Here is a 22,697-nt window from a genome sequence, read left to right on the forward strand (position 1 = left end):
CCCAAGGCCATGGTGAAGTCCGGCTCTGACAGACCATGCTCCCGACGCTGATGCGCCCGGACGGCAAGGCGGGCCCTGTCCATCCCGAGGCGCAGTTTCGCGAAAGGACAGGCCATGGCCGCATTCCCCGCTCTCGATGCCCTGAAATCCGAGGCCCGCGCCCTGCGCGCCGACGCCGCCGCCCGGGGCCGCCCCGTCACGCAATCCGCGGCGCTGGAACAGGTCGCCCGCCGCCATGGCGCGCGCGACTGGAACACCGCCGCCGCCCTGGCGCGGCGCAACGCGCCGGAGACGCCGGTTCTGGTCGGCCAGCGCGTGCGGGGCCGGTTCCTGGGACAGCCCTTCGCGGGCGAGGTGCTGGGCCTGGAGAGGCAGGGCAGCCACTGGAAGGTCAGCCTGCGCTTCGACGCGCCGGTCGATGTGGTGGAATTCGACAGTTTCTCGAATTTCCGCCGCCAGGTCTCGGCGGTGATCGGCGCGGACGGGGTGTCGCCCGCGCGCCGCTCGGACGGGGTGCCGCATCTGGTGCTGGTCCCCTGAGGCGGCGGGGCAGGGGCGGCACCGCCCCTGCCTGTCGCGTCATGCGATCGCGTAGAGGAAATCGTCCTGGCCGATCCCGGCCGCGTCGAGCCCCGACAGCAGGATCGTGCCGCCGCCCAGCCAGTCCCCGGCCAGGTGCAGCCCCTGGGCGGTTTCGGTCATGGTGACCCCGTCTTCCGGCGCGCCGGAGGTGCCGGGCAGGTTGCGCAGGTCGATCCGGTCGCTGCCGGTTTCGAAATCGGTGATGGTGACGTCGCCGAAGCCCTTGTGGAACTCGAAGACATCCGCCCCCGCGCCGCCGGTCAGCAGGTCGTCGCCGCCCGCCGTGCCGATCACGTCGCGCCCGTCGCCGCCATTGACCGTGTCGCGCCCGTCGGCGCCGCCCTGGCCGACATCCGTGTAGATGTCGTTCCCCGCGCCCATATCGACCAGATCCGCGCCGAAGCCACCCGAGATCCGGTCCGAGCCATTGCCGCCGAACAGCGTGTCGGCGCCCCGGCCGCCGCGGATCGCGTCGATGCCCTGGCCGCCCATGATCAGGTCGTCGCCGTCGCCGCCGTCGATCTTGTCCATGCCGCCATCGGCCAGGATCGTGTCGTCGCCCGCGCCGCCGGAGACCGTGTCGCGCCCGGCCTGCTTGGTTTCGCCATTGTCGAGGAACAGGTCGTTGCCCGCGCCCAGGTCGATGCTGTCGCGCCCGGCATCGCCCTGGACCATGTCGTCGCCTTCCCCGGCGGTGATGGTATCGTCGCCCAGCCCGCCGCGGATCAGGTCATTGCCGGTGCCGCCATCCAGCCGGTCCCCCCCGGCATTGCCGCTGATCGTGTCGTCGCCCGAGCCGCCCCAGACGGTATCCGCCCCGCCGCGCGCGGTGATCAGGTCGTCCCCGGCCAGGCCGGTATAGGTCTCGGCATCGCCGTCGCCTTCGAGCCGGTCATTCCCGTCGGTCCCAGTGATGACCGTGTCATCGGCGGTGAAGAGGAAGACCGGCTCCACCGAGCTGATCGACGCCTCCAGGCTCAGCGCGAAGCCGCCATCCTGCAGCGCGGTGATCTGCGGGGCCGAGTACCAGTAGGTGACATCGCCGTGTTCATATCCGCCGTTCAGCAGGATCTCGGCATTGCCCTCGGGGCGCCCATTGGCGGCAAGGTACCGCCCCATGATCCGGGCATCCACGACGCGGCCGTCCCCGTCATGCAGGAACACGGTCCAGGCGGCCAGGAACCGCCCGTCGCTCAGCGCCGCGACGGTGACATCCTCGGCCAGGTCGCCGCGGTCGAGATACTCGGCCAGCAGCGTGGTGCCCGACCAGGTCCCGTCCGGCGCCATGGCGCGCAGGTAGTAATCCGGGCCGCTGCGCGCCACGGTGACGACCGTGCCGTCGGTCTGCGCGGCAGAGACCGACTGGACCATGTCGTTGTCGCCCTCGCGTTCTTCGGTCATGATGGAGATGTCGCCGCGATACTTCGCCCCGGCCGCGTCGAAAAGCTGTCCGTGCACGTCGTAATCGTAGTTGCGATAGGCATCGCCCGCCCGGCTGTCATTCTCCCACCAGGTGACCATGAACGCGCCGTCCCCCAGCGCCACCAGATCCGGGTCGAAGATGCGGTCGCCATAGCCGATCACCTCGTCCCCGGCATCGTCGTTGAAGGCGTCGATCTCGAAGACCTCGCCCAGCGGCGTGCCGTCGGCGGCAAGGCGCTGGCCGAAGACGCCGTATGCGGGATCGGTATGGGCGACGCCGCCGCTGCCATTGGCGCTGGAATGCCACACGGCGACGACCTCGCCGCTGCTCAGTTCCTCCAGATCGGCATTGTGCCACAGGTTGTCGGACCCGCTGTCCAGCACGACCGGGCCGGCGGCCGGGCGGCCATCGGCGCCGAAGGCCTGGGCGATGAAGGAATAGTCGCGCGTTGCGCCGTCATAGCTGGTCCAGCTGAGCATGAACCCGCCCCCCGACAGGGCCGTCGCCTGCACCGCCATCGGCATCTCGTTCGCCGCCCCCGAGGCGACCAGCGGCACGAAACTGTCGCTCCAGCTGCCGTCCTCCTCCATCATCAGCGCCGAGAGCCCATAGGCGCCGTCGATGCGCGTCGTGGCCAGCCGGACCAGGGGGCCGTCCTCCAGCGCGATCATGCCGTAATCGGTGCGCAGGCTGGCGCCGGGGATCCTGTTTGTCAGAAGGTCGAGTGTGGCGTCGGTGACAACAAGATCGGCGGTCATGGAAAGTCCTTTTCTTCCGGCAGTATAGACGGGCTGGCGCCCGGGATGGTTCAATTGTTAAATCTTGAATGGTTGTTCTGGGTCAAGCAAAACCTCCCCGTCGCGGGGCCGGTCGGGTCTGGTCTCCGGGCGGAACGGGGGCTAGGAACGGAGCCAGTCGCGTGAAAGCAGGATCCATGGCCACCACACCCGCCAAGCCCCGCAGGAAATCCTCCATGACCGCCGCCTCGGCGCCCTGGGCGCTGAGCATGGCGCCGCAGGCGCATTACAACACGATGCGTGCCGCCTTCGAGACATTCCGCCGCTCCGAGCCGGAACCCGAGGGCGAGCTGGAACATGTGAACGCCTATACGCTGGTCGTGGCGGTGGCGCTGTCGGCGCAGGCCACCGATGCCGGGGTCAACCGCGCCACGCGCGGGCTGTTCGCCGTCGCCGACACGCCGCAGAAGATGCTGGATCTGGGCGAGGAGGGGCTGATCGAGCATATCAAGACGATCGGGCTCTTCCGCAACAAGGCGAAGAACGTCATGAAGCTCAGCCGCATCCTCGTCGAGGAATTCGGCGGCGAGGTGCCGTCCTCGCGCGCGGCGCTGCAATCGCTGCCCGGCGTGGGGCGCAAAACCGCCAATGTCGTGCTGAACATGTGGTGGCGCGTGCCCGCCCAGGCGGTCGATACCCATATCTTCCGGGTCGGCAACCGCTCGGGCCTGTGTCCGGGGCGCGATGTCGACGCGGTCGAACGCGCCATCGAGGACAACGTTCCGGCCGAGTACCAGCAGCACGCCCATCACTGGCTGATCCTGCACGGACGCTACATCTGCAAGGCCCGCAAGCCCGATTGCGGGCGCTGCATCATCTATGACCACTGCGCGTTCGAGGAGAAGACCGCATGAGCCACCGTTACGCCGTTGCCGGGATCGGCAATGCCATCGTCGATGTCCTCTCGCCGGTGGAGGATCATTTCCTCGACCACATGGACATCGAGAAGGGGATCATGCAGCTGATCGAGCGCGAGCGCGCCGAGCTGCTTTACGCCGCGATGAAGGAGCGCACCGAGGCGCCGGGCGGCTCGGTTGCCAACACGCTGGCCGGGATCGGACGGCTGGGCCTGCCCACCGCCTTCATGGGGCGGGTGCGCGACGATGCGCTGGGGCGCGGCTATGCCGCCGCCATGTCGGCAGGCGGCACGGATTTCGCCAATGCGCCCGCGCCTGCGGACATCCCCACCTCGCGCTGCATGATCTTCGTCTCGCCCGATGGCGAGCGGTCGATGAACACCTATCTGGGCGTCTCCGCCGAGGTCGGGCCGGAACATGTGCCCGAGGATGTGGCGGGCGATTGCGCCTATCTCTTCCTCGAGGGCTACCTCTTCGACAAGGATCCGGGCAAGGCGGCCTTCCTGAAGGCGGCAGAGCTGTGCCATGCCGGGGGCGGCAAGGCGGGGATCGCGCTCAGCGACCCGTTCTGCGTCAACCGCCACCGCGGCGATTTCCAGAAGCTCATCGCCGGGCAGATGGATTACGTGATCGGCAATTCCCATGAATGGTGCGCGCTTTACGAGACCGAGGATCTGGACGCCGCCCTGGCCCGGGCGGCATCGGTCTGCGAAACGGTGATCTGCACCCGGTCCGGCGATCCGGTCTGGCTGATCCGGGGGGATGCGCGCATCGAGGTGCCGGTCGCGACCGTCGTGCCGGTCGATGCCACCGGGGCGGGGGACCAGTTCGCCGCGGGGCTGCTCTACGGGCTGGCGGCGGGGCATGACCTGGAAACCGCCGGGCGCATGGGCGTTCTGGCGGCGGCCGAGGTGATCGGCCATATGGGCGCCCGTCCGCAGGCGGATGTGGCCGCGCTGTTCCGCGCCGGGGGGCTGGTCTGAGGCGGCGCGCCGTGCGGGCCCGCCGGGGGGCGTGCTTGACAGTCCCCGGCGCGCGCGACAGGACTGGGCGCGGCGCCACGGGGCGCCTGTCCGCATGACCAAAGGAGGGGCCGCGATGAGCTATCCCTACGACGATCAGAACATCTTCGCGAAGATCCTGCGCGGCGAGATCCCGAACCGCACGGTGATGGAGACCGAGCATACGCTGGCCTTCTCCGACATCGCGCCGCAGGCGCCGCATCACGTGCTGGTCATCCCCAAGGGCGCCTATGCGACCTATGACCATTTCGCGCTGGAGGCCAGCGAGGCGGAGATCGTCGATTTCACCCGCGTCCTGGGGCGGATCGCGGCGGAGCTGGGCGTGCAGCCCGGCACCGGCGCGGGCGGCTTCCGGCTGATTTCCAATGCCGGGACCGAAGGCGGGCAGGAAGTGCCGCACATGCATGTCCACCTGGTGGCGGGCCGCCCGCTGGGACGGATGCTGGCGGCAGACTGAGCAGGACCCGGGCGGACCGGCTCAGGCCGGTGCCGGGCTGCGGGTGAGGGCCAGGAACACGTCCTCCAGGTCCGCTTCCTCGGTGCGCACGTCGCGGATCTGGATGCCGGCATTGCGCACGGCCTCCAGGATGGCGCCGGGCGAGGTCAGGCTGCGGCGATAGTCGAAGGCGATGGCGCCGCCGGGGCGCGACGTCACCTCCACCCCGTCGATCGCGGGCAGGGCGGGGGGCGCGGTCTCGGGTTCGATCACCAGCGTCTTGGCATCCAGCCGCCCCAGAAGGTTCGGCGTCGTGTCCTGCACCACCAGTTCGCCCTGGTTGATGATCGCGATCTCGCCGCACATGTCCTGCGCTTCTTCGAGGTAATGCGTCGTCAGGATGATGGTCATGCCCTCCTCGTTCAGCCGCCGCACGTTGCGCCACAGCATCTGGCGCAGCTCGATATCCACCCCGGCGGTCGGCTCGTCCAGCACCAGCACATGCGGGGCATGCACCAGCGCCTTGCCCAGCAGGAGCCGCCGCCGCATCCCGCCCGAAAGCGTGCGCGCATAGGCATCGGCCTTGTCGGTCAGCCCGATCAGGTCCAGGATCTCGTCGGTGCGCCGCTGCGCCCGCGGCACGCCGTAGAGCCCCGCCTGCACGTCCAGCGCGCCGCGCGCCGAGAAGAACGGATCCATGTTCAGTTCCTGCGGCATCACCCCGATCGAGGCGCGCGACTGGCGCGGGTTCACATCCTGGTCGAAGCCCCAGATCCGCACGGTTCCCGCGCTCTTGCGCACCAGCCCGGCAAGGATGTTGATCAGCGTCGACTTGCCCGCGCCATTGGGGCCCAGCAGGCCGAAGATGGACCCCTGGGGGATCTTCAGGTCGATGCCCTTCAGCGCCTGTTTCGCGGGCTGGCCCTTGCGCGCGGCATAGGTCTTCTGCAGCCCTTCGATCTCGATTGCGTTCTGTGACATCCTGGCCCCCGATCCGTCGCAGGGACCGCTTGCCCGGAAGGGGGCGTTCCCGTAACGCTGACCTAGAGTGTTTCAGCCCGGATTTGAAACATCATTTATTATCTTTCGTGTTGAAATCTAAGATTTCAGGCCGCGAAAGATGATAGGGTTGCAGGTCTGAACGCTTGAAGCCGCCAGCCCCGCGCGGGCACCAGCAGGAGTCGTCCCATGGCCATATCGCCGCCCGAATTCCAGATCACCTCGGCCCATCGCGTGGCCTGCGACGGGGGCGAGGGCGCGCTCGGCCATCCCCGGGTCTGGCTGACGGTGGATCCCGATCGCGGCTATGTCGAATGCCCCTATTGCGACAAGCTCTATGTCGAGGAGGACCGCGCGCAGGCGATCCTGGCCTCGATGGGGCTCAGCCAGGCGGGCTGAGCCGGGGCGGGCTCAGGCCCGGCATCGCCGCCGGGCCCCGGCCAGGACTGCCAGTCCGCAGGCCAGGGCCAGCCCGGCCGGAGGCAAGGGCACCGGCGCCGGGGCGGGCAGGCCCGAAAGCGGTTCCGCATAGGTGCCGAAACTGTCGATGGAGATCGCCGCCGTGCCGGTGCCGGTCAGGGCGAAGGCAGGGGCATCGACCCGCAAGAGCAGCGTCTCGATCGGGTTGAGCGCGTCGAGCGGGTCGAAATATTCCACCGTCACCGTGTCGCCATCCGCGGAGCGCGAGATGAAGGGGACATAGGGGAAGCCCGCGATGCTCCAGCCGATCTCCACCGTGTAGTCCGCGAAACCCGATACCGTGTAGCCGAGCGCGCCATTCGTGCCGAAGAGGCCGTTATCGGTGGCCAGGAACCCGTAGGCGAAGGTCGTCGTCGCGCTGCCGCCGTCATAGACATCGACCGACAGTTCCGCATCGACATCGTAAAGCCCGGTCACGACTTCATAGCCGTCGAACCCGTCGCGGGTGACATTCGCGCTGGCCGAGAAGCTGCCCAGATGCGTGCCGTACCAGTCCGCATCCGAGGTCGCGACCTCGCCGAAATCGAAATAATCTGCGCTGTCGAGCGTGTCGCCGGGGGCGAGGGTCAGGGCGGCGGCGGGAAGGACGGCGCCAAGGCACAGCCCCGCGGCCGCAAGAACAGATCGGATCATGGAAATCTCTCCCGGAATGTCGTTAACCTATACTGACGTAAGGTTAACACATGCCGGGCCCGCGGTGTAGCCGGGCGCGGGTCGGGAATAGCCCCGTTTCCTCCGATGCGGGCGGTGCGGCCTAATGCGCCTCCGCCCAGCTCTGCCCCCGGCCTGCATCGACGATGAGCGGCACGGCCAGGTCCACGGCGGGCATCGATGCGCCCTCCATCACGTCGCGGACCCGGCCGATGGTCTCGTCGACGGCGCCTTCCTCCACCTCGAAGATCAGTTCGTCATGCACCTGCAGCAGCATCCTGGCGGGCAGGCCCTCGATGGCGGCGGGCATGCGGATCATCGCGCGGCGGATCACGTCGGCGGCCGTGCCCTGGATCGGTGCGTTGATCGCGGCGCGGCTGGCGAAGCCGGCCTGCGGCCCCTTGGCGTTGATCTCGGGCGTGTGGATCTTGCGCCCGAACAGCGTCTGGACATAGCCGTGTTCCTTCGCGAAGGCCTTGGTCGCGTCCATGTAGTCGCGGATGCCGGGGAAGCGTTCGAAATAGCGGTCGATGAATCCCTGCGCCTCGGCGCGCGGGATGCGCAGGTTGCGCGCCAGCCCGAAGCCCGAAATGCCGTAGATCACGCCGAAATTGATCGCCTTGGCCTGGCGCCGGATTTCCGGCGTCATCTGCTCCAGCGGCACGTTGAACATCTCCGACGCGGTGGCGGCATGGATGTCCTGGCCGTCGCGGAACGCCTCCTTCAGCGCCTCGATCCCGGCGATATGGGCGAGGATGCGCAGCTCGATCTGGCTATAGTCGAGCGAGACCAGCACATGGCCCGGCTCCGGCACGAAGGCCTCGCGGATGCGGCGGCCCTCCTCCGAACGCACGGGGATGTTCTGCAGGTTCGGCTCGGTCGAGGCCAGCCGCCCGGTATTGGCCCCCGCGATTGAATAGGAGGTGTGGACCCGGCCCGTCTCCTTGTTGATATGGTCCTGCAGCGCGTCCGTATAGGTCGATTTCAGCTTGGAAAGCTGGCGCCAGTCCAGCACGCGGGCGGGCAGGTCATGTTCGGTCGCCAGGTCCTCCAGCACGTCGGCGGGGGTGGACCAGGCGCCGGTCTTGCCCTTTTTGCCGCCGGGCAGGGACATCTTGTCGAACAGGATCTCGCCCAGCTGCTTGGGCGAGCCCACGTTGAAGCTCTCGCCGGCCAGCTCGTGGATCTCGGCCTCCAGCCCGGCCATCTTCTGGGCGAAGGCATTGGACATGCGCGAAAGCACGTCGCGGTCGACCTTGATGCCCGAACGTTCCATCTGCGCCAGCACGGGCACGAGCGGGCGTTCCAGCGTCTCGTAGACGGTCGTGACCTTGGCCTTGTGCAGCCCCGGTTTCAGCGCGTGCCACAGCCGCAGGGTGATGTCGGCATCCTCGGCGGCATAGGGCACGGCCTTCTCCAGCGGCACCCGGTCGAAGGTGATCGCCGATTTGCCCGAGCCCAGCAGCGGCTTGATCGGGATCGGCACATGGCCCAGATACCGTTCCGACAGCGTGTCCATGCCATGCCCGTGCAGCCCGCCATGCTGGGCATAGCTCATCAGCATCGTGTCGTCGATCGGTGCGACCGCGATGCCGTAGCGGGCCAGGATCTTCATGTCGTATTTCATGTTCTGGCCGATCTTGAGGATCTGCGGATCCTCCAGCATCGGCTTGAGCATCTCCAGCGCCTCGCCCAGCGGCATCTGCCCGGGCGCCAGGTCGTTGCCGCCGAACAGCCCGCCATCGGAGGCCTCGGCCTTGTGGGTCAACGGGATATAGCAGGCGCGGCCTTCCTCGACGGCCAGCGAGACGCCGACGAGTTCGGCCACCATCTCGTTGAGGCCGGTGGTCTCGGTATCCACGGCCACCCAGCCGCGGGCATAGGCCAGGTCGATCCAGCGCTGCAGCGCGGCGGCATCGCCCACGGTCTCGTATTTCTCCGCGTCGAAGGGCTGGTCCTCGGCGGGGGCCGGAGCCTCGGTGGCGGCAGGCTGCGGCGCGGCCGGGGCTTCGGCGCCCAGCTTGTCGGCGACGCGCTTGGTCAACGTGCGGAATTCCATCGCGTTCAGGAAGCCGATCAGCGCCTCCGCCTCGGGGTCGCGCACCTCGAGGCTCTCCAGCGTGAAATCCAGCTCCATGCCGCAATCAAGCTGCACCAGCTGTTTCGAGATGCGGATCTGCTCGGCATGCTCGATCAGGGTCTGGCGGCGCTTGGGCTGCTTGATCTCGGCAGCGCGGGACAGCAGCGTTTCCAGATCGCCATATTCGTTGATCAGCTGCGCGGCCGTCTTGATGCCGATGCCGGGCGCGCCGGGCACGTTGTCGACACTGTCGCCCGCCAGCGCCTGCACGTCCACGACCCGCTCGGGCGGCACGCCGAATTTCGCGGCCACGCCGTCGCTGTCGATGCGCAGGTTCTTCATCGCGTCCAGCATCTCGACCCCGTCGCCGACCAGCTGCATCAGGTCCTTGTCCGACGAGATGATGGTGACGCGGCCGCCCGCCTCGCGCGCGCGGCAGGCCAGCGTCGCGATGATGTCATCGGCCTCGTAGCCCTCGATTTCGTGGCAGGCGATGTTGAAGGCCCGCGTCGCCTCGCGGGTCAGCGGGAATTGCGGCACCAGGTCCTCGGGGGCAGGGGGACGGTTGGCCTTGTACTTGTCGTAGAGGTCGTTGCGGAAGGACTTGCCCGAATGGTCGAAGATCACCGCCGCATGGGTCGGCGCATCGGGGCCCGCATTGTCCTCGACATATTTGTAGAGCATGTTGCAGAACCCCGCGACCGCCCCCACCGGCAGCCCGTCGGATTTCCGCGTCAGCGGCGGCAGGGCATGATAGGCCCGGAAGATGAAGGCCGACCCGTCGATCAGATGGAGGTGATGTCCCTTGCCGAAACCCATGTCGCGCGTCCCTTGCTGCTGCCGCCCCTACCTAGAAGAGCTGCCGGCGCGGTGAAAGGGAAAATCGGGCAGCGCTCAGGACAGCGCCTCGGCCGGGGCCAGCGCGAAGAATGCCCCGCCTGAACGGATGCCGAACCATGCGCCCTCGATCTCGCCCAGATCGACCAGCCGGTAGAAGCTCTTGCGGTCGATGCGCGCCTCCAGCCCGGCGCGGACATGCAGGTAGGGCGCGGGGTCTGCGTCCGCGCCGGTCTCCATGCGGATCGCGTGACCGGGCCCCGCCGCGACCTCCTCGCCGGTATTGGTGACGAAGGTCAGGACCCGGTCCGCCCCGTCCCCCGCGACCGCGAAATCGACGGCCAGGAAGGGCACGTCCTCGACGGTGATGCCGACCTTCTCCGCGGGGGTGACCAGGAAATAGGCGTCGCCTTCGCGTTTCAGCACCGAGGCAAAGAGCCGGACCATGGCCGGCCGGGCGATGGGCGAACCCTGGTAGAACCAAGTGCCGTCGCGGGCGATGCGCATGTCCAGGTCGCCGCAGAAGGGCGGGTCCCACAGATGCACGGGCGCCGGTCCGCGCCCGGCCACGGCCCCCGCCGCGGCGATCAGGGCGCTGGCATCGGGTCTCACGATGTTTTGTGCGTTTTCGTCTTTTGTCATTTGAAACTGCCCGGAGACGTGGCTCTATGATGGAACCATAGCCCGCAATAGGAGAAAATCATGTCCGATGAAACCGACCTGGTGCAGGAGATCGAGGATCTCGGACATGATCTGGCGGCGGCCAAGGCCAGCATCACCAAGCGGTTCATCGGCCAGGAACGGGTCGTCGACCTGACGCTGGCGGCGCTTCTGTGCGGCGGGCACGGGCTGCTGATCGGCCTGCCGGGGCTGGGCAAGACCCGGCTGGTCGGCACGCTGGGCAAGGTCATGGGGCTGCAGGACAACCGCATCCAGTTCACCCCCGACCTGATGCCCGCCGACATCCTGGGCTCGGAGGTGCTGGAAACCGCCGAGGACGGGCGCCGCGCCTTCCGCTTCATCCGCGGCCCGGTCTTCTGCCAGCTCCTGATGGCCGACGAGATCAACCGCGCCAGCCCCCGCACGCAATCGGCGCTGTTGCAGGCGATGCAGGAGAAGCACGTGACCATCGCGGGCGCCGAACATGCGCTGGGACAGCCCTTCCACGTGCTGGCGACCCAGAACCCGATCGAGCAGGAGGGCACCTATCCGCTGCCCGAGGCGCAGCTTGACCGGTTCCTGGTGCAGATCGACGTGCCCAATCCCGATCGCGACACCGAACGCGACATCCTCCTGGCCACGACCGGCGTGTCGGAGGCGGAGTCGAGCCAGGTCTTCACCGCCGAGAAGCTGATCGCGGCGCAGACGCTGCTGCGGCGCATGCCGGTGGGCGAGGCCGTGGTGGAGACGATCCTGGATCTGGTGCGCGCCTGCCGCCCCGAGGATCCCGATGCCCCCCAGGCGGTGCGCGACACGGTGGCCTTCGGGCCGGGGCCGCGCGCGGCGCAGGCGCTGATGCTGACCGTGCGCGCCCAGGCGCTGCTGGAGGGGCGGCTGGTGCCCACGGCGGAGGATGTGGCGCGCATGGCGGTGCCGGTGCTGACGCACCGGATGCAGCTGAGCTTTGCCGCGCGCGCCCGCGGGCAGAACCTCAACCAGCTGATCCGCGACGTCGCCGCCCGCGCCACCCGCAGCGAGGCCGCGGCATGACCGATCCCGGCCGGAATACCGCCCCGCTTTCCAGCGCGTGCCCCGCCGAGGCGACGCCGTGATCCGCAGCCCGGCCGATCTGCGCCGCGAGGCGCATGGGCTGTCCGGGGCGCTACCGCCGCTTCTGGCGGATGCCGAACATCTGGCCTCGAACATGCTCCTGGGCGCGCATGGCCGCCGCCGCCCGGGCACGGGCGAGGAATTCTGGCAGTACCGCCCGGCCCAGGCCACCGACGAGGCGCGGCTGATCGACTGGCGCCGCTCGGCCCGGTCGGACCAGTCCTTCATCCGGGACCGCGAATGGCAGGCCAGCCAGACCGTCCTGCTGTGGGTCGATGCTGCCCAGTCGATGGGCTTCGCCTCGCGCGGCATGCCGCCCAAGGCGGATCGCGCCCGGGCCCTCGCCCTGGCAGTGGCGATCCTGCTGCTGCGCGGGGGCGAACGCGTGGGGCTTGCCGGGCTCGAGGTGCCGCCCCGCAGCGGCGGCATCCAGCTGCTGCGCCTGGCGGAGGGGCTGCTGGCGGGGCAGGGCGGCGATTACGGCGCGCCCGACATCCGCGGGATGATGGCCAAATCCCGCGCGCTCTTCGTTTCGGATTTCATGGGGCCTTTCGAACCGGTCGAAACGGCGCTGACCCGGGCGGCGGATCGCGGGGTGCGCGGGGCGCTCCTGCAGGTGCTCGATCCCGAGGAGGAGGCCTTTCCCTTCGGCGGGCGCACCGTCTTCGAGAGCATGGGCGGCGGGGTCACGCATGAGACCCTGCAGGCGGCGGATCTGCGGGCGCGCTATCTGGACCGGCTGGCCGAGCGCAAGGCGCGGCTTTCCGACCTGGCGCGGTTGACCGGCTGGCAATTCGACTGCCACCATACCGCCCAGAGCGCGCAATCGGCGCTCTTGTGGCTTTACGGCGCGATGGAGAAGACCCGCTGATGCTGACCCTCGGCCCCCTGGGATTCACCGCCCCGGCGCTCCTACTTGCGCTCCTGGCGCTGCCGCTGCTGTGGCTGGTGCTGCGCGCGGTGCCGCCCGCGCCGGTGCGCCGCCGTTTCCCGGGGGTGGCGCTGCTGCTGGGGCTGGATGACCGGCAGAGCCAGACCGACCGCACGCCCTGGTGGCTGCTGCTGCTGCGCCTGGCGGCGGTGGCGCTGGTGATCCTGGGCTTTGCCGGGCCGGTGCTGAACCCCGCCCAGGGCGGCGGCGGCGGCGGCCCGGTCCTGGTGCTGCTGGACGGGACCTGGGCGGATGCCGGGGACTGGGCGCGGCGCATCGACCGCGCCGAGGCTGCGCTGACAGAGGCCGCGCGCGACGGCCGCCCGGCGGCGGTCGCGGTGCTGAGCGATCCCGGGGCGGCGGCACCGGCCTTCCAGGCGGCGGAGGCCTGGCTGGAACGGCTTCCCGCGCTGGTTCCCGCCCCCTGGGAGCCCGATCCCGAGGCGGTCGCGGACTGGGCGGGGGCACTGCCGGAGGGGGCGTTCGACACGCTCTGGCTGTCGGACGGGCTGGCGCGCGACGGCCGCGACGCGCTTCTGGCGGCGCTGGAGGATCACGGCGCGGTGCGGGTCTTCGAAGGGCCCCGCCCGGTGCTGGCGCTGCGTCCGGCGCGCTACGAGGAGGGCGCGATCGTGCTGGAGGCGATCCGCGCCCGCGCGGAGGGCGCGCAGGATGTCGCCGTCGATGTGCGCGGCCGCGACCCGGCCGGGACCGAGCAGGTGCTGGCCCGCGCCGAAGGCAGCTTCGCGCCCGGGGCGCAGCAGGCGGAGATCCGGCTGAGCCTGCCTGCCGAGCTGCGCAATCGCGTCACGCGGTTCGAGATCGCCGGGCTGCGCTCGGCCGGGGCGGTCAGCCTGGCCGATGACGGGCTGCGCCGCCGCGAGATCGGGCTGCTGTCGGGGCAGGGCGACGGCGAGGGGTTCGAGCTGCTTTCGCCGCTGCACTACCTGCGCCAGGCGCTGGCCCCCGATGCGGATCTCATCGAGTCGGACCTGTCCGACATGCTTCTGGCCAATCCCGACGTGCTGATCCTGGCCGATGTCGCGCGGCTCTCCCCGGCGGAGGAGACGGCGATCCGCGACTGGGTGGAGGCGGGCGGGATGCTGCTGCGCTTTGCCGGGCCGCGGCTGGCCGCCTCGGATGTCAGCCGCGCCGAGGAGGACCCGCTGATGCCGGTGCGGCTGCGCGAGGGCGGCCGGTCGGTCGGCGGCGCGATGAGCTGGGGCGCGCCCAAGACGCTGATGCCCTTCGAGGCCGGGTCGCCCTTTGCCGGGCTTGCCATCCCCGGGGAGGTCGCCGTGACGGCGCAGGTGCTGGCCCAGCCCGATCCCGACCTGGCGGAGCGCACCATCGCCGCGCTGCAGGACGGCACGCCCCTGGTGACGCGCAAGCCCCTGGGCGAGGGGCAGGTGGTGCTGTTCCACGTCACCGCCAATGCCGAATGGTCGTCGCTGCCGCTGTCGGGCCTGTTCATGTCGATGCTGGAACGGCTGTCGGTCGCGGCGGGGGCCGAACGCCCGGCGCCCGAGGCGCTGGCGGGCACCACCTGGGTGCCCGAGGATGTGCTGGACGGGTTCGGCACGGCCAGCGAGGCGGGCACCATGGCGGGCGTTCCGGGCGAGCGGCTTGCGGCCGGGCGGCCCGCCCCCGACATGCCGCCCGGCCTCTATGCCGGGGAGGACCGCCGCCTGGCGCTGAACGTCATCGGGTCTGATACCGTGCTGGTCCCCGCGGCCTGGCCCGACCGCATCCCCGTCGAGGGGCTGGAGATCCGGCAGGAGACGCCGCTGAAGGGCGCCGTGCTGATGGCGGCGCTGCTGCTGCTTCTGGCCGATCTGCTGGCTTCGATGGCGTTGTCGGGCAAGCTGCCGCGTCCGCGCCGGAGCGCGGGTCCGGCGGCGGCGATCCTGCTGGCGGGCGCGGTGGCGCTGGCCCCGCCGCAGGCGCGGGCGCAGGAGGCGCAGGCCGATGCCCGGGCGGTGGCGGCGACCTCGGAGGTGACGCTGGCCTATGTGCGCAGCTCCGATCCGCAGGTCGACGAGATCACCCGTGCCGGGCTGGCCGGGCTGTCGGATGTGCTTTACGCGCGCACCTCGATCGAACCGGCCGACCCGACCGAGATCGACATCGAGACCGACGAGCTGAGCTTCTTCCCGCTGATCTACTGGGCGGTCACCGCCGATCAGCCGCTGCCCTCGGCAGAGGCCTATGGACGTCTGAACCGCTACCTGCGCACCGGCGGCATGATCGTCTTCGACACGCGCGATGCCGATGTCGCGGGCTTCGGCGGCACTACCCCCGAGGGCCGCCGCCTGCAGGAGATCGCCGCCGGGCTGGACATCCCGCCGCTGGAGCCGGTGCCGCAGGATCATGTCCTGACCCGCGCCTTCTACCTGCTGCAGGATTTCCCCGGCCGCTATGCCGGCCGCGAGGTCTGGGTGGAGGCGGCGCCGCCGGATGCAAGCGCGGTGGAGGGCATGCCCTTCCGCGACCTCAATGACGGGGTGACGCCGGTGGTGATCGGCGGCAATGACTGGGCCGGGGCCTGGGCCACCGACGAGGCCCGCCGCCCGATGCTGCGCGTGGGCTCGGGGCTGGGCGGCGAGCGCCAGCGCGAGGTCGCCTATCGCTTCGGGGTCAACCTGGTGATGCATGTGCTGACCGGCAACTACAAATCCGACCAGGTCCATGTGCCGGCCCTGCTCGACCGGCTGGGGAACTGAGCCATGACCGACCAGATCATCCTCGCGCCGCTGGTGCCCGTCCTGGTGCTCTGGATCCTGGGCGGGATCGCCGCCGGGCTGGTGATCTTCGCGGCGGTGTTCCGGCTGTCGGGCTGGTGGCTGCGCGCGCTGGCGGCGGTCGCGCTTCTGGCGGCGGCGGCCAATCCCTCGCTGCAGCAGGAGGACCGCCGGGCGCTGTCGGATATCGTGATCGCGCTGATCGACGAGACGGCCAGCCAGCAGCTTTCGGACCGCGCCGCCCAGAGCGCGGCGGCGCTGGAGGGCCTGCGCGCCGAGATTGCCGCCCGCCCCGATACCGAATTGCGCGAGATCCGCCTGCTCGACGGGGCGGGGGATGCCGGCACGCTGGCGATGCAGGCGCTGACCGAGGCGCTGGCGGAGGAGCCGCGCGCGCGCATCGCGGGGGTGGTGCTGATTTCGGACGGGCAGATCCACGACATGGACCGGATGCCCGCCGTCCCGGCGCCGGTTCACCTGCTGCAGACCGGCCATGCGGCCGACTGGGACCGCCGGCTGATCGTCAGGAACGCCCCCGCCTTCGCCATCCTCGGCGAGGAATTCCACCTGACGCTGCGGATCGAGGACCAGGGCCGGGTGCCCCCGGGGCTGGGCGGGACCGCCACGCTCTCGCTGTCGCTCGATGGCGGCGAGCCGCAAAGCTACCGCGTGCCGGTCGGCCAGGATATCGATCTGCCCGTGGTGCTGCCGCATGGGGGGATGAACGTGATCCAGTTCACCCTGGAGACCAGCCCCGGGGAACTCACCGACCGCAACAATGCCGCCGTCCTGCAGATCAACGGCGTCCGGGACCGGCTGCGCGTGCTGCTGGTCTCGGGCGAGCCCCATGCGGGCGAACGCACCTGGCGCAACCTGCTGAAATCCGACAGCTCGGTCGACCTGGTGCATTTCACGATCCTCAGGCCGCCGGAAAAGCAGGACGGCGTGCCGGTCACGGAACTGTCGCTGATCGCCTTCCCGACGCGGGAACTCTTCCTGGAGAAGATCGACGAATTCGACCTGATCATCTTCGACCGCTACAAGCGGCGCGGCATCCTGCCGGTGATCTATCTCGACAATATCCGCCAATACGTGATGGATGGCGGCGCGGTGCTGGTCGCGGCCGGGCCCGATTTCGCCGGGGCCGCCTCCATCTACCGCTCGCCCTTGGCCGAGATCATCCCGGCCGAACCCACGGCGCGGGTCTATGAACAGGGCTACCTGCCGCAGCTGACCGATCTGGGCCGCCGCCACCCGGTGACCGAGGGGCTGGATGCCTGGGGCGCGGAGGCGGCGCAGCCGGGGACGGCGGGGCCGCATTGGGGGCGCTGGTTCCGGATGATCGACCTGGCGCCGAAATCGGGCGAGACGGTGATGTCGGGCCCCGAGGACAAGCCCCTGCTGGTGCTCGACCGGATGGGCGAGGGGCGCGTCGCGCTGCTGGCCTCGGACCAGGCCTGGCTGTGGGATCGCGGCTTCGAGGGGGGAGGTCCGCAGCTGGAGCTGCTGCGGCGGCTGGCCCACTGGATGATGAAGGAGCCCGAACTGGAGGAGGAGGCGCTCTGGGCCGAGGCGGAGGGTCAGTCGATGACCGTCATCCGCCGCACCCTGGCCGACACCGCCGCGGAGATGACGGTGACCGGCCCGGACGGGCGGAACTGGCAGCTGACGCCGCAGGAGGTCAGCCCGGGGCGGTTCGAGGCGGAGCTGGAGGCGCCGGGGATCGGCCTCTACCGCATCACCGACGGCACGATGGATGCGGTGATCGCGCTGGGGCCCTCGGCGCCGCGGGAATTCGAGCAGACGATCGCCACGGGCGAAGCCGTGGCGCCTCTGGTCGGGGCGATGCGCGGCGGCGTGATGCCGCTGGAAGAGGGGATGCCCGACCTGCGCGCGGTGGGTCCGGGGCGGCCTGCCGCCGGGCGGGGCTGGATCGGGATCACCCCGCGCGAGGCCTATGTGACCGCCGATCTGCGGATTGCGCCGCTGCTGCCCTCCTGGGCCTTCCTGGCCCTGGCCGCGGCGCTGATCACCGGCGCCTGGCTGCTCGAGGGACGCCGCCGCCGCCCGGCCGCCTGAGCCGGTCCCGCGCCGGGGAGGAGGCTTGGGGGGCGGGGGCGCAGGAACTGACCTGCCCCCCCTGAAGGCTCCGCGGTTCGCGCCTGGCCTGTTCTCCGGGCCGGGAGACAGGAGAGGCCTGCGGGAGATCCTGCGCTTCCGGCCCCCGGTGCAAGGCGGAGAGCCGTGGACCCGGGCCGGGACAGGGAAGAGCTGCAGCCAGCGTCTTGCCTGCGCCCCGGCCGGGATCGATCCGCGTGTCTCTCGACGTGGTTCGACCAGGCCCGCTGAACCAGAGGTGTTCGTTGGATTTCGGACCGGGTGCTAGGCTGAGGACCCATTGATCTCAGCGGAAGGGCATGATTCACCGCGTGAAAACTGAGCGGTGATATGTCTGATCTCTTCTGGCTGAGCGATGCGCAGATGGCGCGTCTGGAGCCCTATTTCCCGAAGTCCCATGGCAAGCCTCGTGTTGATGATCGGCGCGTCCTGAGCGGGATTGTATTCATCAATCGAAATGGGTTGCGTTGGCGAGATGCGCCGAAGGACTATGGCCCCCACAAGACGCTCCACAACCGGTGGAAACGCTGGAGCGAGAGGGGGATCTTTGCAAAGATGATGGCGGGGCTGGCTGGCGAACACGGCGAGAAGAAGACCGTGATGACCGACGCCACCTATCTGAAGGCCCACCGAACGGCGTCCGGTCCGGGCGTTAAAAAGGGGGGCGTGGCCGCCTGATCGGACGGACCAAAGGTGGCATGAATACGAAACTTCATGCCATCTGCGACAGCCAGGGACGTCCGCTTGCCCTATTCGTCACGGCAGTGCAGGTGAGCGATTACATCGGCGCGCGCGCGTTGTGCGACAGTCTTCCGGACGTCGATTGGCTGCTCGGGGATCGCGGCTATGACGCCGACTGGTTCCGAGAAGCCCTGAAAGACAAGGGAATACGTGCCTGCATCCCCGGACGGAAGCAGCGGAAGGCGCCGGTGAAGTATGACAAGCGCCGATACAAACGTCGAAACCGGATCGAGATCATGTCCGGCAGGCTCAAGGACTGGCGACGCGTTGCCACGCGCTACGACCGATGCCCGAAGGTCTTCCTCTCAGCCATCGCCCTCCCCGCTACCGTCGTCTACTGGCTATGAGTCCTGAGCCTAGAGACACCGGGCGGTACGTTTCGCCCTTGACACCCCTTGCGCAGACTTATGCTTGCGTTTGCGCATTCATCTGCTTTCTCCGACTCGCCTCGCCGAAGCGATCGGCCTCTCATTTAAGTGGCTTCGACAAGCGCAGCATGCGCACCGTCCGAGCCAGTCCATCCGAGAGCTTATGGTCGGTCGAAGCGTCTCACTGGACCAGATGCCGAAAGCAATACCCGCGAAGCTGACTGAAGGCGGGTACATTCACGCCCTTCAAAACAGACCTCGGCCGGATCTCGTGGCCCATTCGGCCGCAACTTGATCCCGATCTACAACAGGATCAATGGGTCCAGGCGCTGCGGCGGTCGCTGGCGAAGTTTTCGCCATAGCCGCGCGGGCGGATATTGGGCTTGCGCCGGTGGGGGTCGGTGACCTGCACGTCCAGGCCATGCGCCTCCGCATAGGCCAGCGCCGCTTCCTTCGTCTCGAAGCTCAGCCGCACCTGGCTCTGCGTGTCGGAAGAGGAGGTCCAGCCCATCAGCGGATCGACTTCCCGCGCCGAGGCCGGGGTGAAATCGAGGATCCAGCTCTTGGTCCTGGCCATGCCCGATTGCATCGCGGTCCTTGCTGGCTGGTAGATTCGTGCGCGCATCCTGTCCTCCGGCGGTTGCCGCAGATATAGGCCCGGCCCGGGCGCGGGGCAACGGATGATTCCGATTGCACGCATCCGGCGGCTCCGCCGCGCCGGGGCGGGCGCGCTTGCAAACCGCGGCCCCTTTGGGTAGCGGGGGGCGGAGCTTGAAGGATGAGGCGGCCATGAGCGAGTTGCGCGGAAAATATCTTGGGCTGATCGCCGGAGCGGGCGACGAGGAGACGCTCGAGGCGCTGCGGGTGCAGGCGGTCGGCAAGAAGGGCGAAATCAGCCTGAAGATGCGCGAACTGGGCCGGATGAGCCCCGAGGAGCGCCAGGTGGCGGGTCCCGCGCTGAATGCGCTGAAGGACGAGATCAATGCGGCGCTGGCGGCGAAGAAGGCGGCGCTGGCCGATGCCGCGCTCGACGAGCGCCTGCGCGCCGAATGGCTGGACGTGACGCTGCCGGGCCGCGCGGCGGCGCGTCGCGGCGGGACCATCCACCCGATCAGCCAGGTCACCGAGGAAGTCACCGCGATCTTCGCCGATATGGGTTTTGCCGTGGCCGAGGGCCCGCAGATCGAAAGCGACTGGTACAATTTCGACGCGCTGAACATCCCCGGGCACCACCCGTCGCGCCAGGAGATGGACACGTTCTACATGCACCGCGCCGAGGGCGACGACCGCCCGCCGCATGTGCTGCGCACCCATACCTCGCCCGTGCAGATCCGCGCGATGCAGAAGACCGGCGCGCCGATCCGGGTGATCGCGCCCGGCCGCGTCTACCGTGCCGATTACGACCAGACCCATACGCCGATGTTCCACCAGGTCGAGGGGCTCGCCATCGACAAGGACATCTCGATGGCGAATCTCAAATGGGTGCTGGAGGAGTTCTGCCGCGCCTTTTTCGAGGTGGATGATGTCGAGCTGCGCTTCCGCGCCTCGCATTTCCCCTTCACCGAACCCTCCGCCGAGGTCGATATCCGCTGTTCCTGGGAAGGCGGCAGCCTGAAGATCGGCGAGGGCGACGGCTGGCTGGAGATCCTCGGATCGGGCATGGTGCATCCGCATGTGCTGCGCTCGGGCGGGATCGATCCCGACCAGTGGCAGGGTTTTGCCTTCGGCATGGGGATCGACCGGATCGCGATGCTGAAATACGGCATCCCCGATCTGCGCGCCTTCTTCGACAGCGATCTGCGCTGGCTGCGCCATTACGGGTTCTCCGCCCTCGACATGCCGACGCTGCAGGGCGGTCTCAGCCGGTGAGCCGACTTTTCGAGACGGAGCACCGCAGGGGCGGCCCCGAGAAGCGGCGCCTCTATGCCGCGTTCGAGCTGGCCTATACCGTCGTCGATTTCGCCGCGGCGCTGTGCTTTGTCATCGGCTCGGTCTTCTTCTTCTCCGAGGCGCTGATGACGGCGGGCACCTGGCTGTTCCTGGTCGGGTCGCTGTGCTTCGCGCTGAAGCCCGCGATCCGCCTCTGGCGCGAGATCAAGCTGGCTGCCATGGGCGATGCCGAGGATCTTGCCGAGCGATACCGGTGACAGGGCGCTGGAGTTCCTCCTTTGTTCCGTGGTAGCCTGACAATGAACGATGTGGACCGGGGCAACCCGGGCCGGGGGGGACGGAATTGAGCAACGTCAAGACGGTCGACCTGGCCGACAGGATGACAGCCTTCACCGAGAGGACGGAGCCGGGCGAATTCAACGGCCGGCCGCTGCGGCGGCTGCGGCTGCGGGCAGGGGAGGCCTGCGACCCGTTTCCCGCCGCCGTGGAGTTCTTTCATGTGCTGCGCGGCCGGCTGGAGATCGAGACCGGCGCGGAGCGCATCGTCCTGGAACGGGGGGAGATGCATGTCGTCCCGGCCGGGACGGCCTGCCATGCCGTCGCGCTGGAGCATGCCGAGCTTCTGGTCATCGACCCGGCGCGGCAGGACACGCGGCTGCACTGAGCAGCGCCCGCGCCGGGCGCGGGCGCGGGATCAGGGGCGCCAGGTCAGGAAATTCGCGATCATCCGCAAGCCCGGCGCCTGGCTCTTCTCGGGGTGGAACTGCAGCCCGATGACATTGTCGCGCGCCACGATCGCCGTGACCTCGCCGCCGTAATCGACATGGGCCAGCCGGTCCTGCGGCCGTTCGGGGACGAATTGGTAGGAATGGACGAAATAGGCGTGATCGCCCGTCGCCACGCCGTCCAGAACCGGATGCGCGCCATCGATCACCAGGTCGTTCCAGCCCATATGCGGCACTTTCAGCGCCGGATCCGCGGGGGCGATCCGCACCACCTCGCCCTCGATCCAGCCCAGGCCGCGCGTGTCCTCGTATTCGCGGCCCCAGCTGGCCAGCATCTGCATGCCCACGCAGATCCCCATGAAGGGCACCGCCCGGCGGGTGACGGCCTCCGCCATCGCCTCATGGACCCGGGCATAGCTTTTCAGCCCGTTGAGACATGAGGGGAAGGCCCCGTCGCCCGGCAGCACCAGCCGGTCGGCGCGGGCCACGTCATCGGGGCTGGAGGAGACCAGAACCTCGCCCGCGCCGGTTTCGCGCGCCATGCGCTGGAACGCCTTCTCGGCGGAATGCAGGTTTCCGGATTCGTAGTCGATCAGGACGGTCAGCATCACAGCATGCCCTTCGTGGAGGGGATGGCGTCGGATTTGCGCGGATCGGTTTCCAGCGCGTCGCGCAGGGCGCGGGCGACCGCCTTGAAGGCCGCCTCGGCGATATGGTGGCTGTTGACCCCGTGCAGCAGGTCGACATGCAGCGTGATGCCGCCATGGGTCGCCAGCGCCTGGAAGAACTCGCGCACCAGCTCGGTGTCGAAGCTGCCGATCTTCTCGGTCGGAAAATCCACGTTCCAGACCAGAAAAGGCCGGCCCGACAGGTCCAAGGCGGCGCGCACCAGCGCATCGTCCATCGCCAGGTGGCAGGAGCCGTAGCGCCGGATGCCCCGCTTGTCGCCGACAGCCCGGGACAGCGCCTGGCCCATCGCGATGCCGCAATCCTCCACCGTGTGATGATCGTCGATATGCAGGTCGCCTTCCGCGCGCAGGGTCAGGTCGACCAGGCTGTGCCGGGCCAGCTGGTCCAGCATGTGGTCGAAGAACCCGACCCCGGTCTTCACGTCATAGGCCCCGCTGCCGTCGAGATCGACGCTCAGGGTGATGTCGGTTTCCGCGGTCTTGCGGGTGATCGTGGCTTGGCGCATCGGAACGTCCTCCTGCGCGCCCCCTCTAGCCGCTGGCGGCGCGGAGGGAAAGGC

Annotated in this window: 21 protein-coding genes; 13 read left to right on the forward strand and 8 right to left on the reverse strand. The window is 69.1% G+C overall.

Annotated elements, in window-relative coordinates:
* Positions 1-114 precede the first annotated feature (114 nt).
* Positions 115-540 (forward strand): glyoxalase superfamily protein, encoded by a 426-nt coding sequence (locus ICN82_RS01680; protein WP_193179100.1) that lies wholly within the window; start codon positions 115-117, stop codon positions 538-540.
* Between the two features lie 39 nt (positions 541-579).
* Here ICN82_RS01680 and ICN82_RS01685 read toward each other — a convergent pair whose 3' ends face one another.
* A complete protein-coding gene (locus tag ICN82_RS01685; RefSeq protein WP_193179101.1) occupies positions 580-2,763 on the reverse strand; it encodes a calcium-binding protein in 2,184 nt (727 codons plus the stop codon).
* A gap of 248 nt (positions 2,764-3,011) precedes the next feature.
* Here ICN82_RS01685 and nth point away from each other — a divergent pair, with 248 nt between their 5' ends.
* The 3 genes from nth (at position 3,012) to ICN82_RS01700 (ending at position 5,138) form a co-directional block, all read left to right on the forward strand.
* Positions 3,012-3,656: an endonuclease III gene (gene nth, locus ICN82_RS01690; protein WP_193179197.1), complete on the forward strand. Its 645-nt coding sequence runs from the start codon at positions 3,012-3,014 to the stop codon at positions 3,654-3,656.
* Positions 3,653-4,642 (forward strand): adenosine kinase, encoded by a 990-nt coding sequence (locus ICN82_RS01695; protein WP_193179102.1) that lies wholly within the window; start codon positions 3,653-3,655, stop codon positions 4,640-4,642. Before nth ends, ICN82_RS01695 begins: the two co-directional genes overlap by 4 nt.
* A 115-nt stretch (positions 4,643-4,757) precedes the next feature.
* Positions 4,758-5,138, forward strand: a complete 381-nt coding sequence (locus ICN82_RS01700; RefSeq protein ID WP_193179103.1) for an HIT domain-containing protein — start codon at positions 4,758-4,760, stop codon at positions 5,136-5,138.
* Between the two features lie 21 nt (positions 5,139-5,159).
* Here the strand turns inward: ICN82_RS01700 and ICN82_RS01705 are convergent, their stop codons facing one another.
* Positions 5,160-6,098, reverse strand: coding sequence for an ABC transporter ATP-binding protein (locus ICN82_RS01705; protein WP_193179104.1), 939 nt, complete (start codon positions 6,096-6,098; stop codon positions 5,160-5,162).
* A 207-nt stretch (positions 6,099-6,305) separates the two neighbouring features.
* On the opposite strand from ICN82_RS01705, the gene ICN82_RS01710 reads away from it, so the two are divergent.
* Positions 6,306-6,515 carry a zinc-finger domain-containing protein gene (locus ICN82_RS01710; protein ID WP_193179105.1) on the forward strand — a complete coding sequence of 70 codons (210 nt, stop codon included), beginning with the start codon at positions 6,306-6,308 and terminating at the stop codon, positions 6,513-6,515.
* Positions 6,516-6,527: 12 nt separating this feature from the next.
* Here the strand turns inward: ICN82_RS01710 and ICN82_RS01715 are convergent, their stop codons facing one another.
* The 3 genes from ICN82_RS01715 to ICN82_RS01725 all read right to left on the reverse strand — a co-directional run bounded on the left by ICN82_RS01715 (position 6,528) and on the right by ICN82_RS01725 (position 10,806).
* Positions 6,528-7,229 (reverse strand): hypothetical protein, encoded by a 702-nt coding sequence (locus ICN82_RS01715; RefSeq protein ID WP_193179106.1) that lies wholly within the window; start codon positions 7,227-7,229, stop codon positions 6,528-6,530.
* Between the two features lie 121 nt (positions 7,230-7,350).
* The gene (gene polA, locus ICN82_RS01720) at positions 7,351-10,146 is read right to left on the reverse strand and encodes a DNA polymerase I (protein ID WP_193179107.1); all 2,796 of its coding nucleotides are present in this window, start codon (positions 10,144-10,146) and stop codon (positions 7,351-7,353) included.
* 75 nt (positions 10,147-10,221) lie between these two features.
* Positions 10,222-10,806: a DUF1285 domain-containing protein gene (locus ICN82_RS01725; protein WP_193179108.1), complete on the reverse strand. Its 585-nt coding sequence runs from the start codon at positions 10,804-10,806 to the stop codon at positions 10,222-10,224.
* Positions 10,807-10,866: 60 nt separating this feature from the next.
* On the opposite strand from ICN82_RS01725, the gene ICN82_RS01730 reads away from it, so the two are divergent.
* The 5 genes from ICN82_RS01730 to ICN82_RS01750 all read left to right on the forward strand — a co-directional run bounded on the left by ICN82_RS01730 (position 10,867) and on the right by ICN82_RS01750 (position 18,812).
* Complete coding sequence (locus tag ICN82_RS01730; RefSeq protein WP_193179109.1) at positions 10,867-11,874, forward strand: AAA family ATPase; 1,008 nt, start codon at positions 10,867-10,869, stop codon at positions 11,872-11,874.
* A gap of 61 nt (positions 11,875-11,935) precedes the next feature.
* Positions 11,936-12,805, forward strand: coding sequence for a DUF58 domain-containing protein (locus ICN82_RS01735; protein ID WP_330998948.1), 870 nt, complete (start codon positions 11,936-11,938; stop codon positions 12,803-12,805).
* Complete coding sequence (locus tag ICN82_RS01740; protein WP_193179110.1) at positions 12,805-15,588, forward strand: DUF4159 domain-containing protein; 2,784 nt, start codon at positions 12,805-12,807, stop codon at positions 15,586-15,588. Before ICN82_RS01735 ends, ICN82_RS01740 begins: the two co-directional genes overlap by 1 nt.
* Before the next feature lie 3 nt (positions 15,589-15,591).
* Positions 15,592-17,685, forward strand: coding sequence for a hypothetical protein (locus tag ICN82_RS01745; RefSeq protein WP_193179111.1), 2,094 nt, complete (start codon positions 15,592-15,594; stop codon positions 17,683-17,685).
* 369 nt (positions 17,686-18,054) lie between these two features.
* A protein-coding gene (locus tag ICN82_RS01750; protein ID WP_193179112.1) for an IS5 family transposase occupies positions 18,055-18,812 on the forward strand; the annotation gives its coding sequence in 2 pieces (ribosomal slippage) (positions 18,055-18,379 and positions 18,379-18,812; 759 coding nt in all).
* Positions 18,813-19,146: 334 nt separating this feature from the next.
* Here ICN82_RS01750 and ICN82_RS01755 read toward each other — a convergent pair.
* Complete coding sequence (locus tag ICN82_RS01755) at positions 19,147-19,458, reverse strand: ETC complex I subunit (protein ID WP_193179113.1); 312 nt, start codon at positions 19,456-19,458, stop codon at positions 19,147-19,149.
* A gap of 164 nt (positions 19,459-19,622) precedes the next feature.
* Between ICN82_RS01755 and pheS the strand changes: the two genes are divergently transcribed.
* From pheS to ICN82_RS01770, 3 genes are all read left to right on the forward strand, one after another.
* The gene (pheS, locus tag ICN82_RS01760) at positions 19,623-20,702 is read left to right on the forward strand and encodes a phenylalanine--tRNA ligase subunit alpha (RefSeq protein ID WP_193179114.1); all 1,080 of its coding nucleotides are present in this window, start codon (positions 19,623-19,625) and stop codon (positions 20,700-20,702) included.
* Complete coding sequence (locus tag ICN82_RS01765) at positions 20,699-20,980, forward strand: YrhK family protein (protein WP_193179115.1); 282 nt, start codon at positions 20,699-20,701, stop codon at positions 20,978-20,980. The genes pheS and ICN82_RS01765 overlap by 4 nt, the downstream gene beginning before the upstream one ends.
* Before the next feature lie 86 nt (positions 20,981-21,066).
* The gene (locus tag ICN82_RS01770) at positions 21,067-21,387 is read left to right on the forward strand and encodes a cupin domain-containing protein (protein ID WP_193179116.1); all 321 of its coding nucleotides are present in this window, start codon (positions 21,067-21,069) and stop codon (positions 21,385-21,387) included.
* Positions 21,388-21,417: 30 nt separating this feature from the next.
* Here ICN82_RS01770 and hisH read toward each other — a convergent pair whose 3' ends face one another.
* Entirely contained in the window at positions 21,418-22,056 is a 639-nt protein-coding gene (gene hisH / locus ICN82_RS01775; RefSeq protein WP_193179117.1) for an imidazole glycerol phosphate synthase subunit HisH, read from the reverse strand.
* Complete coding sequence (gene hisB / locus ICN82_RS01780; RefSeq protein ID WP_193179118.1) at positions 22,056-22,643, reverse strand: imidazoleglycerol-phosphate dehydratase HisB; 588 nt, start codon at positions 22,641-22,643, stop codon at positions 22,056-22,058. Before hisB ends, hisH begins: the two co-directional genes overlap by 1 nt.
* Positions 22,644-22,697 lie beyond the last annotated feature (54 nt).

It is taken from the genome of Mangrovicoccus algicola (genome assembly GCF_014903745.1).
In the GTDB taxonomy this organism is placed as follows: Bacteria; Pseudomonadota; Alphaproteobacteria; order Rhodobacterales; family Rhodobacteraceae; genus Mangrovicoccus; species Mangrovicoccus algicola.

Coding starts and splice junctions, on each gene's coding strand:
- ICN82_RS01680 (WP_193179100.1), top strand. CDS start 115: ATGGCCGCATTCCCCGCTCTCGATGCCCTGAAATCCGAGGCCCGCGCC.
- ICN82_RS01685 (WP_193179101.1), bottom strand. CDS start 2,763: ATGACCGCCGATCTTGTTGTCACCGACGCCACACTCGACCTTCTGACA.
- nth (WP_193179197.1), top strand. CDS start 3,012: ATGGCGCCGCAGGCGCATTACAACACGATGCGTGCCGCCTTCGAGACA.
- ICN82_RS01695 (WP_193179102.1), top strand. CDS start 3,653: ATGAGCCACCGTTACGCCGTTGCCGGGATCGGCAATGCCATCGTCGAT.
- ICN82_RS01700 (WP_193179103.1), top strand. CDS start 4,758: ATGAGCTATCCCTACGACGATCAGAACATCTTCGCGAAGATCCTGCGC.
- ICN82_RS01705 (WP_193179104.1), bottom strand. CDS start 6,098: ATGTCACAGAACGCAATCGAGATCGAAGGGCTGCAGAAGACCTATGCC.
- ICN82_RS01710 (WP_193179105.1), top strand. CDS start 6,306: ATGGCCATATCGCCGCCCGAATTCCAGATCACCTCGGCCCATCGCGTG.
- ICN82_RS01715 (WP_193179106.1), bottom strand. CDS start 7,229: ATGATCCGATCTGTTCTTGCGGCCGCGGGGCTGTGCCTTGGCGCCGTC.
- polA (WP_193179107.1), bottom strand. CDS start 10,146: ATGGGTTTCGGCAAGGGACATCACCTCCATCTGATCGACGGGTCGGCC.
- ICN82_RS01725 (WP_193179108.1), bottom strand. CDS start 10,806: ATGACAAAAGACGAAAACGCACAAAACATCGTGAGACCCGATGCCAGC.
- ICN82_RS01730 (WP_193179109.1), top strand. CDS start 10,867: ATGTCCGATGAAACCGACCTGGTGCAGGAGATCGAGGATCTCGGACAT.
- ICN82_RS01740 (WP_193179110.1), top strand. CDS start 12,805: ATGCTGACCCTCGGCCCCCTGGGATTCACCGCCCCGGCGCTCCTACTT.
- ICN82_RS01745 (WP_193179111.1), top strand. CDS start 15,592: ATGACCGACCAGATCATCCTCGCGCCGCTGGTGCCCGTCCTGGTGCTC.
- ICN82_RS01755 (WP_193179113.1), bottom strand. CDS start 19,458: ATGCGCGCACGAATCTACCAGCCAGCAAGGACCGCGATGCAATCGGGC.
- pheS (WP_193179114.1), top strand. CDS start 19,623: ATGAGCGAGTTGCGCGGAAAATATCTTGGGCTGATCGCCGGAGCGGGC.
- hisH (WP_193179117.1), bottom strand. CDS start 22,056: ATGCTGACCGTCCTGATCGACTACGAATCCGGAAACCTGCATTCCGCC.
- hisB (WP_193179118.1), bottom strand. CDS start 22,643: ATGCGCCAAGCCACGATCACCCGCAAGACCGCGGAAACCGACATCACC.